The organism is Gammaproteobacteria bacterium, assembly GCA_019911805.1.
GTDB lineage: Bacteria > Pseudomonadota > Gammaproteobacteria > Thiohalobacterales > Thiohalobacteraceae > JAHJQQ01.
In genome coordinates this window covers 34,436-49,039 of sequence record JAIOJV010000117.1, presented here as the reverse complement: position 1 = coordinate 49,039, position 14,604 = coordinate 34,436, and the positions used below count along the sequence as shown (strand labels likewise).

General features: G+C 64.1%; 16 protein-coding genes. 13 read left to right on the top strand and 3 right to left on the bottom strand.

Annotated elements, in window-relative coordinates:
• Nucleotides 1-147: 147 nt before the first annotated feature.
• From rpsF to radA, 8 genes are all read left to right on the top strand, one after another.
• Nucleotides 148-564 (top strand): 30S ribosomal protein S6, encoded by a 417-nt coding sequence (gene rpsF, locus K8I04_15035; protein ID MBZ0073029.1) that lies wholly within the window; start codon nucleotides 148-150, stop codon nucleotides 562-564.
• A 55-nt stretch (nucleotides 565-619) separates the two neighbouring features.
• On the top strand, nucleotides 620-940 hold the full coding sequence (gene priB / locus K8I04_15030) for a primosomal replication protein N (GenBank protein ID MBZ0073028.1): 321 nt from the start codon (nucleotides 620-622) through the stop codon (nucleotides 938-940).
• Nucleotides 941-967: 27 nt separating this feature from the next.
• Entirely contained in the window at nucleotides 968-1,192 is a 225-nt protein-coding gene (rpsR, locus tag K8I04_15025) for a 30S ribosomal protein S18 (GenBank protein MBZ0073027.1), read from the top strand.
• Nucleotides 1,193-1,241: 49 nt separating this feature from the next.
• Nucleotides 1,242-2,153, top strand: coding sequence for a DUF2232 domain-containing protein (locus K8I04_15020; GenBank protein ID MBZ0073026.1), 912 nt, complete (start codon nucleotides 1,242-1,244; stop codon nucleotides 2,151-2,153).
• A gap of 55 nt (nucleotides 2,154-2,208) precedes the next feature.
• Nucleotides 2,209-2,655 (top strand): 50S ribosomal protein L9, encoded by a 447-nt coding sequence (gene rplI, locus K8I04_15015; protein MBZ0073025.1) that lies wholly within the window; start codon nucleotides 2,209-2,211, stop codon nucleotides 2,653-2,655.
• Nucleotides 2,656-2,951: 296 nt separating this feature from the next.
• On the top strand, nucleotides 2,952-4,349 hold the full coding sequence (gene dnaB / locus K8I04_15010; GenBank protein MBZ0073024.1) for a replicative DNA helicase: 1,398 nt from the start codon (nucleotides 2,952-2,954) through the stop codon (nucleotides 4,347-4,349).
• A complete protein-coding gene (gene alr, locus K8I04_15005; protein MBZ0073023.1) occupies nucleotides 4,346-5,446 on the top strand; it encodes an alanine racemase in 1,101 nt (366 codons plus the stop codon). Before dnaB ends, alr begins: the two co-directional genes overlap by 4 nt.
• A gap of 35 nt (nucleotides 5,447-5,481) precedes the next feature.
• Complete coding sequence (radA, locus tag K8I04_15000) at nucleotides 5,482-6,843, top strand: DNA repair protein RadA (protein MBZ0073022.1); 1,362 nt, start codon at nucleotides 5,482-5,484, stop codon at nucleotides 6,841-6,843.
• A gap of 37 nt (nucleotides 6,844-6,880) precedes the next feature.
• On the opposite strand, the gene K8I04_14995 is transcribed toward radA, so the two are convergent.
• Nucleotides 6,881-7,876, bottom strand: a complete 996-nt coding sequence (locus K8I04_14995; protein MBZ0073021.1) for a PilZ domain-containing protein — start codon at nucleotides 7,874-7,876, stop codon at nucleotides 6,881-6,883.
• 349 nt (nucleotides 7,877-8,225) lie between these two features.
• On the opposite strand from K8I04_14995, the gene K8I04_14990 reads away from it, so the two are divergent.
• Nucleotides 8,226-8,432, top strand: coding sequence for a hypothetical protein (locus K8I04_14990; GenBank protein MBZ0073020.1), 207 nt, complete (start codon nucleotides 8,226-8,228; stop codon nucleotides 8,430-8,432).
• A gap of 73 nt (nucleotides 8,433-8,505) precedes the next feature.
• On the opposite strand, the gene K8I04_14985 is transcribed toward K8I04_14990, so the two are convergent.
• Both K8I04_14985 and ccsA read right to left on the bottom strand, forming a co-directional pair.
• A complete protein-coding gene (locus K8I04_14985) occupies nucleotides 8,506-9,783 on the bottom strand; it encodes an HlyC/CorC family transporter (GenBank protein MBZ0073019.1) in 1,278 nt (425 codons plus the stop codon).
• 68 nt (nucleotides 9,784-9,851) lie between these two features.
• Nucleotides 9,852-10,661, bottom strand: a complete 810-nt coding sequence (ccsA, locus tag K8I04_14980; GenBank protein ID MBZ0073018.1) for a cytochrome c biogenesis protein CcsA — start codon at nucleotides 10,659-10,661, stop codon at nucleotides 9,852-9,854.
• 248 nt (nucleotides 10,662-10,909) lie between these two features.
• Between ccsA and K8I04_14975 the strand changes: the two genes are divergently transcribed.
• From K8I04_14975 to rimM, 4 genes are all read left to right on the top strand, one after another.
• Entirely contained in the window at nucleotides 10,910-11,674 is a 765-nt protein-coding gene (locus K8I04_14975; protein MBZ0073017.1) for a 3',5'-cyclic-nucleotide phosphodiesterase, read from the top strand.
• Nucleotides 11,675-11,746: 72 nt separating this feature from the next.
• Nucleotides 11,747-13,102 (top strand): signal recognition particle protein, encoded by a 1,356-nt coding sequence (gene ffh, locus K8I04_14970; protein MBZ0073016.1) that lies wholly within the window; start codon nucleotides 11,747-11,749, stop codon nucleotides 13,100-13,102.
• A 691-nt stretch (nucleotides 13,103-13,793) separates the two neighbouring features.
• On the top strand, nucleotides 13,794-14,045 hold the full coding sequence (rpsP, locus tag K8I04_14965) for a 30S ribosomal protein S16 (GenBank protein ID MBZ0073015.1): 252 nt from the start codon (nucleotides 13,794-13,796) through the stop codon (nucleotides 14,043-14,045).
• Between the two features lie 5 nt (nucleotides 14,046-14,050).
• On the top strand, nucleotides 14,051-14,569 hold the full coding sequence (gene rimM, locus K8I04_14960; protein MBZ0073014.1) for a ribosome maturation factor RimM: 519 nt from the start codon (nucleotides 14,051-14,053) through the stop codon (nucleotides 14,567-14,569).
• Nucleotides 14,570-14,604: the final 35 nt, after the last annotated feature.

Sequence of the window (14,604 nt, the reverse complement as noted above, 5' to 3'; positions counted from 1 at the left end):
CCCGAATCCCGAATCCCGAAAATTGCATCTCCCCCGGGCCTCCATTAGAATGCCCGGCTTCCATGGCCCCGCAGGGGCCCATGGCTCCTTGCCCCACCGCCCGGACGCTCCGGGAGCGGGGGGCTGCCAATCCATAAGGGGCACACCATGCGACACTACGAAATCGTGTTTCTGGTCCATCCGGACCAGAGCGAACAGGTTCCCGCCATGGTCGAGCGCTACCGCGCCACCATTGAAACGGCGGGCGGCAAGATCCACCGGTTGGAAGACTGGGGTCGCCGCCAGCTGGCCTATCCCATTCAAAAGATGCTCAAGGCACACTACGTGCTGATGAACATCGAGTGCGGTCAGGATGTCCTGGACGAACTTGCCTCGGCGTTTCGCTTCAACGACGCGGTACTGCGCAATCTGGTCATCGCGCGTGACGAGGCCGTCATCGAGCCATCGCTGCTGTCCAAGCGCGATGACCGCGATGACCGTGATGACCGCAGTGGGCGTGACAGCGATGATAGCAGCGCCGACGATAGAGATGACGGCGACAGCGATGAGGGCGACGCCGCCTGAGTGACGGGCTGGCGCGGTCGGCGGATCACTGCCCCGCACGAGGTGTCGACAGTCCATGCAGGACTCCCCGGCCAATACGCTGGTCATCGAGGGCCAGGTCATGCGGTCGCCGGAGACCCGGTGTTCGCCGGCCGGCATACCCATCAGTCGCTTCGTCCTGGACCACCAGTCGCGCTGCGACGAGGCCGGTGCAGTGCGCGAGGTGCGGTTGAGGTTGGGTGTGGTGGTCGCCGGCCGGCAGTTGCAGCCGGCCGTATCCCGGCTGGTAGCCGGGAGTTGGGTACGCGTCGAGGGCTTTCTCGCACGCACCGGCTTCCGCAGCGCCGATCACCGCTTGGTGTTGCATGCGCAGTCGATGGAAATTTTGAACGATTGAGATCGTTAACCGAGAGGTAACTGAACAATGTCGCGTTTTTTTCGCCGCCGGAAGTTTTGTCGCTTCACCGCGGAAGGTGTCAAAGAGATTGATTACAAGGATCTTGCAACCCTGAAGGGTTACGTTACGGAGACGGGCAAGATCGTGCCCAGCCGAATTACCGGTACCAAGGCCCGTTACCAGCGTCAGCTGGCGACCGCCATCAAGCGTGCCCGGTTCCTGGCCCTGCTGCCGTACAGCGATTCGCATTGAGCGTGGCATCGTGCCGGCCCGCGGCCGGTGCGGCGCATGAGATCGGCACATGATGCAGCGGCTGGCGACGTTCGCAATGGCCGCACGCTGGCGCGCCGTGCTGACCGCAACGCTGAGTGCCGCTGCGGCCTTGGTGTTTCCACCGCTGACTTCGCCACTGAATTACCTGGGTGGGGCGGTGATCGGCCTGGTGAGCCTGCGGCTCGGCGCGCGCGAAGGTGCCGGTGTGCTGGTGGCTGGTGTGGCACTGTTGGCCGTGTTGGGCCTCGCCACGGGCGGCCTTGCGGCGGCGCTCGCCGTAGCCACCCTGATGCTGTGGCTACCGGTCTGGCTGGCGGCCCTGTTGTTGCGCACCAGCCAGGCCCTGGGGCTGACGCTGCGCACGATCGGCACCGCGGGGGTGGTCCTGGTCATGCTCGCCCACCTGTGGCTGGGCGATCCTCAGGCGTGGTGGTTGCCGCGCCTGAATGAGGTGCTCAAGCCCGTAATCGAGGGCCAGGGCATTGATGTCAGCAACTATGTGTCCGAGCTGGCACGCTGGATGACGGGACTGCTCGGTGCGGCCGTAGTCCTGAGCGTGGTCTTGAGCCTGCTGCTGGCACGGGCCTGGCAGGCCGGGTTGTACAACCCGGGTGGCTTCGGCGCGGAGTTCCGCCAGCTCGCGTTGGGGCGCGGTGCGGCGCTGGCTGGCCTCGTCCTGGTCGCGCTGGCGGCGTTGTCGCCGGCGGGAGCGATGCAGGCGTTCGCCGCCGATGCGGTGCCGACGCTGCTGGTATTATACGTCGTTCAGGGATTAGCCATCGTCCACGCCCTGGTGGAGCGCTACCAGGCCCGGCGAGGCTGGCTGGTGGCGTTGTATGTGTTGCTGCTGTTCGCTGCGCCGCAGATGATGCCGCTGGTAGCCCTGGTGGGATGGTCGGACACCTGGATCGATCTGCGCCGCCGTGCCGGCAGACCGTGATGCAGGTGTCGTGAAAAATGTCATATTCAGTCTTCTGGTGACGAGGTAACAAGTCATGCAAGTAATCCTGTTGGAGAAAGTCGAGAACCTGGGCAACCTGGGTGATCAGGTCAGGGTCCGTTCCGGCTACGGCCGCAACTTCCTCATCCCGAAGGGTAAGGCCACACCGGCCACGCCCGATAACATCGCCCGTTTCGAGGCACGCCGTGCGGAGCTGGAGAAGACTGCCGCCGAGGCGCTGGCCGCTGCTGCGGCGCGCAAGGCGGGTCTGGAGGGGATGCGGGTGACCATCGCGGCCAAGGCCGGCGACGAGGGTAAATTGTTCGGCTCCATCGGTACTACGGACATCGCGCACGCGGTGACGGAAGCCGGTCAGGTGGTCGAGCGCCACGAAGTGCGTCTGCCGGAAGGTCCGTTCCGCACGCTGGGCGAGTTCGAGGTCGAGCTGCACCTGCACACCGACCTTGACGCGACCATCACCCTGGTGATCGCACCGGCGTGACCCGATAAAAGCTATCGAAACAACGTCTTTCGGGCATCTGCCCGGAGCGGCGCCGGGCCGCGTGGTCGTCAAGTCTGTTGCCGACCGCGGTGCTTGTGTATCCTGCCCCAAGAATCATCCGTCGTCCGTATTTCGTACGCGCGCCTGGCGATCGCCGCGCCCCGTTTCGAGACAGTTGTCTTCGGATCGGGCGCCGGCCCGTTGGCGTGCCGGCCCAGCGTTGCCGCGCGAACGGGCCCGCCGTGGTACGGACAGGACGGAGACCATCACTGTCGCCCGCGCCTTGGAGAATCACTATGCCTGAGTCCGTCTTGTCCACCGAATTTCTGGGTGGCGGTGCCGAGTCACTCAAGCTTCCGCCGCATTCCGTGCCGGCGGAGCAGTCCGCCCTCGGCGGTCTGATGCTCGACAACGAAGCCTGGGACCAGATCGCCGACCGGGTCGGCGAGAATGATTTCTACCGCCGCGACCACCGTCTCATTTTCGCCGCCATCCGCGATCTGGCCGAGCATGGCAAGCCCTTCGACGTGGTAACGCTGGCCGAGCAGCTGGAGAAGACCCGCCAGCTCAATGACGCCGGTGGACTCGCCTATCTGGGCGCGCTGGCCAAAGAGACGCCGAGCGCCGCCAACATCCGTGCCTACGCGGACATCGTGCGCGAACACTCGGTGCTGCGGCAGATGGTGCGGGTGGGCACCGATATCGCCAACGCGGCCTACTTCCCCGACGGCCGCGAGTCGGCCGAGTTGCTGGATTTCGCCGAGCAGCAGGTGTTTCAGATCGCCGAACAGGGCAGCCGCGGCCGGCGCGGCTTCACGCGCATCAAGGACCTGCTCACCCAGGCCGTCGACCGTATCGATCACCTGTTCCAGCTCGACAATCCCATCACCGGGGTGCCGACGGGCTTCAGCGATTTCGACGAGATGACGGCGGGGCTGCAACCCTCGGACCTGGTCATCATCGCCGGCCGCCCGTCGATGGGCAAGACGACCTTCGCCATGAATATCGCCGAACACGCGGCTATCAAACACAAGGTGTCGACCGCGGTGTTCAGTATGGAGATGCCCGGTGAACAGCTGGCGATGCGCATGATGAGTTCGCTCGGGCGCATCGACCAGCACAAGGTGCGTACCGGTAAGCTCGAAGATGATGATTGGCCGCGCCTGACGTCAGCGGTGAGCATCCTCGCCGAGGCACCGCTGTTCATCGACGACACGCCGGCGCTGTCGCCGATCGATCTGCGCGCACGCGCGCGCCGCCTCAAGCGCGAGCATGACCTCGGTTTGATCGTGATCGACTACCTGCAGCTGATGCAGGTGGCCGGTTCGCGGGAGAACCGCGCGACCGAGATTTCCGAGATCTCCCGCTCGCTGAAGGCCCTCGCCAAGGAACTGAAGGTGCCGGTGGTCGCGCTGTCGCAGCTCAACCGTTCCTTGGAGCAGCGACCGAACAAACGACCGGTGATGTCGGATCTGCGTGAATCGGGCGCCATCGAACAGGATGCGGACATGATCGTGTTCATCTACCGCGATGAGGTCTACAACGAGGACAGCCCGGACAAGGGTACGGCCGAGATCATCATCGGCAAGCAGCGTAACGGTCCCATTGGCATGAAGCGCCTGACCTTCTTCGGCCGCTACACACGCTTCGAGAACTTCAGCGGCGACAGCTACGATAACAGCGACTTCGGATGACACGCCCTCTACGTGCCCGCATCGATCTCGCGGCACTCCGACACAATCTACAGCGCGCCCGGCAGGCCGCCCCTGCCAGCCGCATCATGGCTGTCGTCAAGGCGAATGCCTATGGCCACGGCATGCCGCGTATCGCCCAGGCGCTGGCTGCCGACGGTTTCGCTGTCGCCTCCCTGGAGGAGGCGCTCGGCCTGCGCGAGGCGGGCATCCGTCAATCCATCACCTTGCTGGAAGGCTTCTTCGACAGCGACGAACTCGTGGCGCTGAGCCGCTATCGCCTGCAGCCGGTAGTACATTGTGACGAGCAGCTGTGGCAATTGGAGGCGGCGTCCCTGTCACAGCCGATCTCCGTGTGGATGAAAATCGACACGGGCATGCACCGGCTTGGGTTCGCGCCCGAACGGGCCGCGGAGATCCATCAGCGGCTGCACGTCTGTCCGAATGTGGAGCACATCGGTCTGTTCTCACACCTGGGGTATACCGACGATCGGCGCAGCGCGCAGACCCAGCGGCAGTGCGAATTGTTCCTGTCGGCCAGCCACGGGCTGCCCGGTGAACGCTCGCTCGCCAACTCCGGTGGGCTGCTCGCCTGGCCCGAGACCCAGCTGGAGTGGGTGCGCCCGGGGTTGATGCTCTACGGCATCTCGCCCTTCGCCGGCGACACCGGGCCGGAGCAGGGGTTGTGCCCGGTAATGACGCTGGAGTCGCGCCTGATCGCGGTGAACCAGTACCCGCGGGGTGCGGCGATCGGTTACAGCGGCGCCTGGGTGTGTCCTGAGGACATGCTCATCGGCGTGGCTGCCGTCGGCTACGGTGACGGCTATCCACGCCATGCACTCACCGGCACGCCGGTGCTCGTCAACGGGCGGCGTGCCCAGATCGTCGGGTGCGTCTCCATGGACATGATCAGTATCGACCTGCGTGGCCAGCCCGACGTGCACGTGGGTGCCCCGGTCACCCTGTGGGGACGGGGACTGCCGGTGGAGGAGATCGCGCGCTGTGCAGGTACCATCGCCTATGAGCTCGTGTGCGCGGTGGCCTCGCGGGTGCCCGTGGTCATCGAGGAAGGCGTTGCCGCCGAGCCGCTGACGGGTTGATCGCCGCCTGAAAATCTGTGTGAGGGCCGTAGCACATGGCCAAAGCCAAGACCGTCTACAGCTGCAGCGACTGCGGTGCACAGTTCCCCAAGTGGGGCGGCCAGTGCGGCGATTGCGGTGCCTGGAACACCCTGGTGGAGACGGTCACCGTCGCGGCGGTTGCCGGCAGTCCGCGCTTCGCCGGTTATGCCGGCGAGGCACTCGCCGCCGTGCACGCGCTCGCGGACATCGCCCCCGGTGCCGAGGCGCGCACGCCGACCGGACTCGCCGAACTCGATCGCGTCCTTGGCGGCGGCCTGGTTGCCGGTTCGGTCGTGCTGTTGGGCGGCGATCCCGGTATCGGTAAATCCACCATCCTGCTGCAGGCGCTGGACAGTCTGGGCGAGCGCGTGGCGGCGCTCTATGTCACCGGCGAAGAATCACCCGAGCAGGTGGCCCTGCGGGCACGGCGGCTCGGCCTGGCGGGTGGCACGACCCGCCTGGTGGCGGAGACCGACGTCGAGCGCATCCTGGAGCTGGCGCGCGGCGAGCGTCCGCAGGTGATGGTCATCGACTCCATTCAGACGCTGTACACCGGTCAGCTGCAGTCGGCACCCGGCTCGGTGGCGCAGGTGCGCGAGAGCGCCGCGCAGCTGGTGCGTTTCGCCAAGCGCACCGGTACAGCGCTGTTCCTGGTCGGGCACGTCACCAAGGAAGGTACGCTGGCAGGGCCGCGCGTGCTCGAACACATGGTCGATACGGTACTGTATTTCGAGGGTGATCCCGGCGGCCGTTATCGGGTGGTGCGCGCCGTCAAGAACCGTTTCGGTGCGGTCAACGAGTTGGGCGTGTTCGCCATGACCGACAAGGGGTTGCGCGAGGTGAGCAATCCATCGGCGATCTTCCTGTCGCGCCACGAGGAGGCCGTGTCCGGCAGCGTGGTGATGATCACGCGCGAGGGTACGCGGCCGCTGCTGGTGGAGGTGCAGGCACTGGTGGCCGAGAGTCAGTTATCAAATCCGCGGCGTGTGACGCTGGGTCTGGAGCAGAACCGCCTGGCCATGCTGCTGGCGGTGCTGCATCGCCACGGCGGCATCGCACTGCTGGATCAGGACGTCTTCGCCAATGTCGTCGGTGGTGTCCGGGTCGGAGAGACGGCGGCCGATCTCGCAGTCGTGCTCGCCGTACTATCGAGCTTCCGTGACCGGCCGCTGCCCACCGACCTGGTGGCGTTTGGCGAGATCGGTCTGGCCGGCGAGATCCGGCCTGTGCCCAACGGTCAGGAACGCCTGCGCGAGGCCGCGAAGCATGGCTTCAAGCGTGCCATCGTACCCGCGGCAAACGTGCCCAAGGGTGGCATTCCGGGTATGGAGGTCGTCGGGGTGAAGCGCCTCGTAGAGGCGCTGGGACAAGTCTGAGCGCGCCGCGTACGCCGCGCCGGTGTGCCGTCATGCGTCAACCCAGGACCAGCAGCTCGCGTTCCAGCAGCGCGGCATCGCCGAGATTCAGTTCGACCAGACGGCGCAGATGGGTGATGCTGTCCAGATCGATATCGGTGCAGGACAACCCCACCTGTTCCGCCTCGATATGGGCCACTTTGACGTCCATGTTGATCTGCGCATCCTCGCCCAATACCAGTACGAGGGTACAATCCTCACCCACCGTCCCATCCCAGGCTTCGGGCCGTCCTATCAGGGCCCCCTTGAGGGAGAGATCGACGACGGTACAGGACCATTGCCGGTCGTCGCGCGCGAGGACCGCAGCGGCGTCAAAGGCGATGCGCGTAAAGCGGCGCTGGCCTGCCAGCGCAGTGATCCCATCCGTTGGGGTGGCTGTGCCGTCGGCAGATACTCCGTCGAGATAGAAATGCAGCTCCAGCTTTCCGATACGCACACAATCGCCCGCATTGAGTCTGGGGCTGCTGGCCCCGATGGATGCATCGTTTACCCGCGGCGGAGTGTCACCTTCCAGGTGAGAGATGTAATAACCATCCTCGCGCCGGACGATCATGGCTGAATTCTTGCCGGTCTTGCCCAGGCGCGTCATGGCACGGTCAAGGCGGATGGTGCGGCCCAGGTGGGAGCCACTCATGATCTGCAGCCAGCCGGTAATCGGGTGGGCCGGCACTGCGGCCGGGCTGAACTGCATACCTTCGCTGGCAGGCTCGCTGCTGAAGCTGAGGGTGTGCTTACCCACCTGGATGAGATCGCCGTCGCGAAGTGCCGTCGGTTCGGTGGTCGGTTTTTGATTGACGAGCACGAGCGCCTGCGACTGAAGGCTTTCGATGTGGTAGGCACCGTTGTCCTCGAAGATCCGTGCATGCCGCGGCTGGATGGCGAGGCTGTCGATGTGGATGCCGCAGTCGGTATCGCGACCGACCAGCAGTTCTGCCGCGGTGATGGGGAACAGTCTCAGTTTCTTGTCTTTGAAGGACAGTGTCAGTTTGGCCATGGTCCTATCCGGCGGAGATCCGCGCCTGCTGGTTGATCCCATTGCGTGTGAAGCGTCCACTCCTGCCGTTCCACACTCGTTGCGGGGGCTGCCCCGCGTGCACTGCCAGGGCGGCTCTCCGCCACTCCCAGGGGTAGCGGCCGGGTCGGTCAATTTTTAATGCCTTCATCCGTTTGCCGGTAAGTTCGTGCCAAGCTGCGGACTGCATCTCACGGGAGGAGGCCGCTTCCGGTGACGCCAGCCAGACCCAGCGATGATTCCGCTGCAGTGGAGTTTCACGACAGCTATTTCGATACACTGATCTGCGCGTTCGGACTGACCGCCTTTAAACCGCTGGCGGCGTGGCTCTGTGCGCCGCTGTGGCAGTCCGGCACTGGAACCGACGCAGGATTTTCCCTGGCAGCGGTTGAGCACAGAAGGGTGGGTGGATGCGCTGCGGGCAACCGCCGGCGTCCTTCCCGCCGAGACCGGAATCGAACAGTTCGGTTATCACCTGCAATCGCCCAACGACTGGTGGGAGGTTGTCTGGTATCGGTCGCTGGCCGATTACGGGTGACGGTCTGTGGATGGAGGTGCCGGTGTGGTTCACCACCGCGTGCGTACCGGAGTGACCCGGGCCCCGCAGGCGCTCATACCGCCGGCCGCGGCCGGCGGAGCTGGGGGTGCAGGACGACGATCTTGACCGCATTGTCCTTGGTCTGCACGATGTCGATCGGATAACCGGCGATCAACAGGCTGGTGCCGGCCTCGGGGATATCCTGCATGTATTCGAGGATCAGTCCGTTGAGGGTCTTCGGCCCGGTGGTGGGCAGCTCGGTAAGCAGCGCACGATTGATGTCGCGTACGCTGGTGGTGGCATCAATCAGATAACTGCCGTCGTCCTGAGGCGTGATGTCGCTGTTGAGCGCCGCAGGATCGGTGGTGAACTCGCCGACGATCTCTTCGAGGATGTCTTCGAGGGTGACCAGGCCCATGATCTCTCCATATTCGTCGACCACCAGCCCAGAGCGGCGGCCTTCGTGCTGAAAGTTCAGCAGCTGCCGGTTCAGCGATGTGCCTTCGGGGATGAAGTAGGGCTCGCGCGCGGCCTGGCGCAGTTCCTCGTGGGTGAGCGTCCCGCGTTGCAGGAGCGGCAGCGCGTTGCGTACATGCAGTATGCCGACGATGTCGTCGACCGATTCCTCGTAGACGGGGAGGCGTGTGTATTGTGTATGGGTGAGGATATCGGTGATCTCGCTGATGTCATCACCCAGGTCGATACCGACGACTTCGTTGCGGGGGATCATGATGTCCTCAACCGTGGCCTTCTCCAGGTCGAGCAGATTCAGCAGCATCTTCTGGTGGCGCTTGGGAATCATGGCGCCGGCCTCCAGGACCACCGTGCGCAGTTCCTCCCGGCTCAGGGATTGTGCACTGGCCTGTTCGGCCGACACGCGAAACAGCCGCAACAGACCGTTACCAAGCTGATTGATGACCCACACGAGGGGGTAGAGCAGTTTCAGCAGGGGGGTGTAGATGAAGGCGGCTGGAAAGGCGATGCGCTCCGGGTGCAGCGCGGCCAGTGTCTTGGGAGCGACCTCGGAGAAGATCAGGATCACCAGGGTGAGGATGCCGGTGGCGATGGCGATGCCGGCCTCACCGAACAGGCGCAGACCGATCACCGTAGCGACCGCCGATGCGAGGATGTTCACGAAGTTGTTACCGAGCAGGATCAGCCCGATCAGCCGGTCCGGTCGCTCCAGCAGGCGCTGGGCACGAACCGCGCCCCGATGCCTGGCCTTTGCGAGGTGTCGCAGACGGTAGCGGTTGAGGGTCATCAGACCCGTCTCCGAGCCGGAGAAAAAGGCCGAAAGAACGAGCAGGAATATCAGGGCGCCGAACAGCGCGCCAAGGGGGATCGCATCCAACGTCGAGGGTGCCTCCAGGCGACGGGAGAGTCCGGCATTTTAGGTCATGGTGTGCCGTTTGTCAGGGATTAGCGGCCAAGTAGCAACTCGAGCACCAGCTTGGTGCCAAAATAGGCCAGCATCAGGAACAGGAAGCCGCCCAGCGTCCAGTGGGTGACGGTACGGCCCCGCCAGCCGAAGCGCCAGCGACCCCACAGCAGCACGGCGAATACGCCCCAGGCCACCATGGACAGCAGGGTCTTGTGCACCAGATGCTGGGCGAAGATATCTTCCAGGAAGAAGAACCCCGTCAACAACGCGGCGCTCAGCAGGACGAAGCCGGAAACGATGAGCTGGATCAGCAGCGCTTCCATGACCTGCAGCGGCGGTAGCAGGCGTATCAGGCCACCCGGATGTCGGTTGCGTAACTGACGGTCCTGAAAGGCCAGGGCCAGGGCCTGTAACGCGGCGATGACCAGCAGACTGTAGGCCAGCACGGACAGCAGGATATGCAGATCCAGTTGCCAGCCCGACTGTTCGCCGAGCTCATGGCGCGAGGGGAAGGCGAACATCAGCACGATGGTGAGCGCAGCCATGGGTAGCAGCAGGATGCCGAGATTCTCCAGCGGGCGCTTCAGCGATGACAGCAGCAGCAGGAGTGCGGTGATCCAGCCGATCAGCGAGGCCGCCTTGAAAAAGCCGAGGTCCAGGCCGGTTGCCGTCAGCAGCAGGGGATAGAGCGCCGCGCCATGCAGGGCGGTGGCCGCCAGGGCCAGTAACAGGATCCCGCCCCTGGCCCAGCCGGGAAACGTATCCTGTCGCACCAGCCGCACCACCAGCAGCAGGCTGCTGATCAGGTAAAGGGCAATCGCCAGGGTGCCGATGAGTTGCGTGTGCATGTTCCTCCCGCGGCGCAGGTGTTCTAATATCACCGGAAATCCCCGGGCATGATGGCATATCTGTATTCCTCATAGAAGCGCCGCCGGAACGCGCGGGCGAGGATGCGAGGAAAAGGGTCACACGCGGTCCCGGCAGTGGCCCGACGTTTGAAGGAATTGTGAACAGGGCGACGGATGCGTCCGGAGGAAGGGCCCAGCCTGCCTGGTGTGCCCGCGGGGAATTCACACAGGTGCTGGAACGCTGGATGATGCGTATAAGGATACTGGGTTGTAGTGGTGGGATAGGTGTTGGATTGCGGACCACCAGCCTGCTGGTGGACGACGACATTCTGATCGATGCGGGTACCGGGCTCGGTGACCTGACGCTCGAGGAGATGGCCCGCATTCGACACATCTTCATTACCCATTCGCACCTCGATCACATCGCCGGTCTGCCGCTCATGACGGACTCGATCTTTGGTGAGATCGAGCAGCCTATTACCCTGCACGCGGCCGCAGAGACGCTGGCTGCCCTGCGTGAACACGTCTTCAACTGGATCGTCTGGCCAGATTTTACGCAGTTGCCGACGCCGCAGGGCGGCGTGTTGCGGTATAGCGTCATGGCGCATGGCGAGGTCCGCGAGATCGCCGGTCGGCGCATCCGCATGATCCCTGTGAACCACGTGGTGCCGGGCGTTGGCTACGGTATCGAGAGCGCTGGGCGGGTGGCGGTGTTCAGTGGCGACACCACTACCAATGACACCCTGTGGGCGGCCCTCAACGACTATCCTGGTGTCGACGCGCTGATCGTCGAGTGTGCCTTCCCGAACCAGGAGCTGGAGTTATGCCGGCGGGCATACCATTACTGCCCGGAGCTCCTGGCCGCCGATCTACGCAAGCTGCGCCATCGCCCCCGGTTGTATCTCACGCACCTCAAGCCCGGCGCGGAGGCACGGATCGAAGGGGAATGCCGGGATCTCATCAAGGGATTCGAGCTGCGCCGCCTGTTCGGGGGTGACCTGATCCAGCTATAATGCGGCGACGAACCCGCCGCCCCGATCCGGGCGCGCGGGCTACTGCTCCATTTAGTCGCCGTGGTCCCATCGATGTTCGAGACACTTACAGAACGCCTCACCCAGACCCTCAAGCGCCTGCGCGGCCAGGGCCGTCTCAGTGAAGAGAATATCCGGGAGACCCTGCGCGAGGTGCGCATGGCCCTGCTGGAGGCCGACGTTGCGCTGCCGGTGGTCAAGACCCTCATCGAGCGGGTCCGCGAGCGGGCGGTCGGCCAGGAGGTGCTGCAGAGCCTGACACCCGGCCAGGCGCTGGTGAAGATCGTCCACGCCGAACTCATCGCCGTGATGGGCGAGGCCAATGACGAACTGAATCTGCGCGTACAGCCGCCGGCGGTGGTGCTGATGGCGGGCCTGCAGGGCTCCGGCAAGACGACCAGCACCGCCAAGCTGGCGCGCTGGCTGAAGGAGCGCCGCAAAAAATCCGTCCTGGTGGCGAGCTGCGACATCTACCGTCCCGCCGCGATCGAGCAACTCCGTACCCTCGCCCGCGAGGTCGGTGCGGAGTTCTTTCCCAGCACCCCTGAGCAGGACCCCGTCGAGATCGCGCGCAACGCAGTCGAGCAGGCCCGCCGACAGGTGCTTGATGTGGTGATCATCGATACCGCCGGCCGCCTGCATATCGACGGCGAGATGATGGCCGAGATCCAGCGCATCCATGCGGCGCTGAATCCCGTCGAGACGCTGTTCGTCGTCGATAGTATGACTGGCCAGGACGCGGCCAATACCGCCAAGGCATTCGATGCGGCGCTGCCGCTGACCGGTGTGGTACTGACCAAGACCGATGGCGATGCACGCGGTGGCGCGGCGTTGTCCATCCGTTCCATCACTGGCAAGCCGATCAAGTTTCTCGGTGTCGGTGAGAAGACCACGGCGCTCGAACCCTTTCACCCGGACCGCGTGGCGTCCCGCATCCTCGGTATGGGCGACGTGCTCAGTCTGGTCGAGGAGGCCGAACGCAAGGTCGATCACGCCAAGGTCGAGAAGCTGGCGGGCAAGCTCAAGACGGGCAAACGCTTCGATCTGGAGGATTTCCGCGATCAATTGCAACAGATGATGAGTATGGGCGGCCTGAGTGGACTGCTGGACAAATTGCCCGGGGGCGGTGATATCCCCAAGGGGGTCCGTAGTCAGGTCAATGATCACGAACTGGTACGTATGCTCGCCGTCATCGATTCCATGACCCGCCAGGAGCGGCACCATCCCGACGTGATCAAGGGTTCACGGCGGCGGCGCATCGCTCTGGGATCGGGCACTGAAGTCCAGGACGTGAACCGGCTGTTGAAGCAATTCATCCAGATGCAGAAGATGATGAAGCGCATGTCCAAGGGCGGCATGACAAAGATGCTGCGGGGGATGAAGGGGCGGATGCCGTTCCCGATGCCCTGAGCCGGTCAGCCGCCGACGGTGACCCGGGAGGGACGCCCGCGCAAATAAAAACGGCGGTCCCCTCGCGGTGCCGCCGTTGAGTAGATTCAGGCTTTCAGACCGTTATTGCTTTTAGACTCAGTCGTTGACCCTTGTTGTTATATGTGGCCCGTTGTACTTGTTTGGTTTCGGGCGACTCCTCCGATCCCACGCTTCTTGTTGTCCGCGCCTTGCCCTGGCACTTTGTGCGCTACTAGAGCAAGCGCTGTGCCAGGAAATATTTTACCCATATTTTACATGCAGTTACTCTATAACACCTTCAGCTGATGCCTCCGGGGTGGAAACAATCTGTAACGGATTTCGACACTCTCCACTCAGCATGGGCGCGGGGCAGAGGCGCAGATATCATTAGGTAACAAGAACATATTCGAATATTATCCAGCCCGGACTGGATCTGCCCTATCCGTAAGAAATGCCGACAGATGTCGGTATGCACATCACCTTTGCGGTATTCATGGTCCGGTCGGGTGGCGGGCGACGCCCCGTTGACCAGCGGGCGTGGCGGGGCGCCTCTGCCACGGCGTCCCGGCGATTGGTGTTTAACTGCTTCACTTTTGCCCGGATTCCCGTAAAATGCGCCGTTTACGTAGTACTCGATGGCCGCCAGCAAGCAAGGCGGCTTTTTTGGCGGCAGGTGGAGGACAGTTTCAACATGGTAACCATTCGATTGGCACGCGGCGGTGCGAAGCGGCGGCCCTTTTATCACATCGTCGTGACGGACAGCCGCAACCGGCGCGATGGCCGGTACATCGAGCGCATTGGTTTTTTCAACCCGATCGCCAAGGGTGGAGAGGCGCGTCTGCAGATCGACTTCGGGCGCATTGATCACTGGTTGGCACAGGGCGCACAGGCCTCCGAGCGCGTGGCGGGCCTGGTCAAGCAGGAGCGCCGGCAGCACGCTTGATCGCCATGGTTGGTGAGATGCCTGACACCGACCGTCTGGTGATCATCGGGCGGATCAGCAGCCTGTACGGTGTGCGCGGGTGGCTGAAAGTGTATTCCTACACCAAGCCTCGCAGACGCATCCTCGACTACGGTCCCTGGTTGGTGCCGGGCGCGGGCGGGCTGGCGGTCGAGGTCGAGGACGGTCGGGAACACGGCAAAGGCATCGCCGTCAAGCTCAAGGGCTATGACGATCGTGACGCGGCGGCACGACTCCTGGGCAAGGATATCGCGGTACGACGGACACGGCTGGATGCGCTGGCACCCGGTGAGTATTACTGGGCCGACCTCGAAGGCCTGCGGGTCGTGACCCGCGACGGCCGGGACCTGGGACGGATCGATCACCTGCTCGAGACGGGCGCCAACGACGTCGTGGTGGTGCGCGGCGACCGCGAGCGGCTGATCCCCTTTGTGCAGGGGCAGGTGATCCGGCGGATCGATCTCGAGGCCGGACTGATGGAGGTCGATTGGGATCCGGATTTCTAGCCCCGCGCGGCCCGCTGGGTTTGGCGCAAATGGGT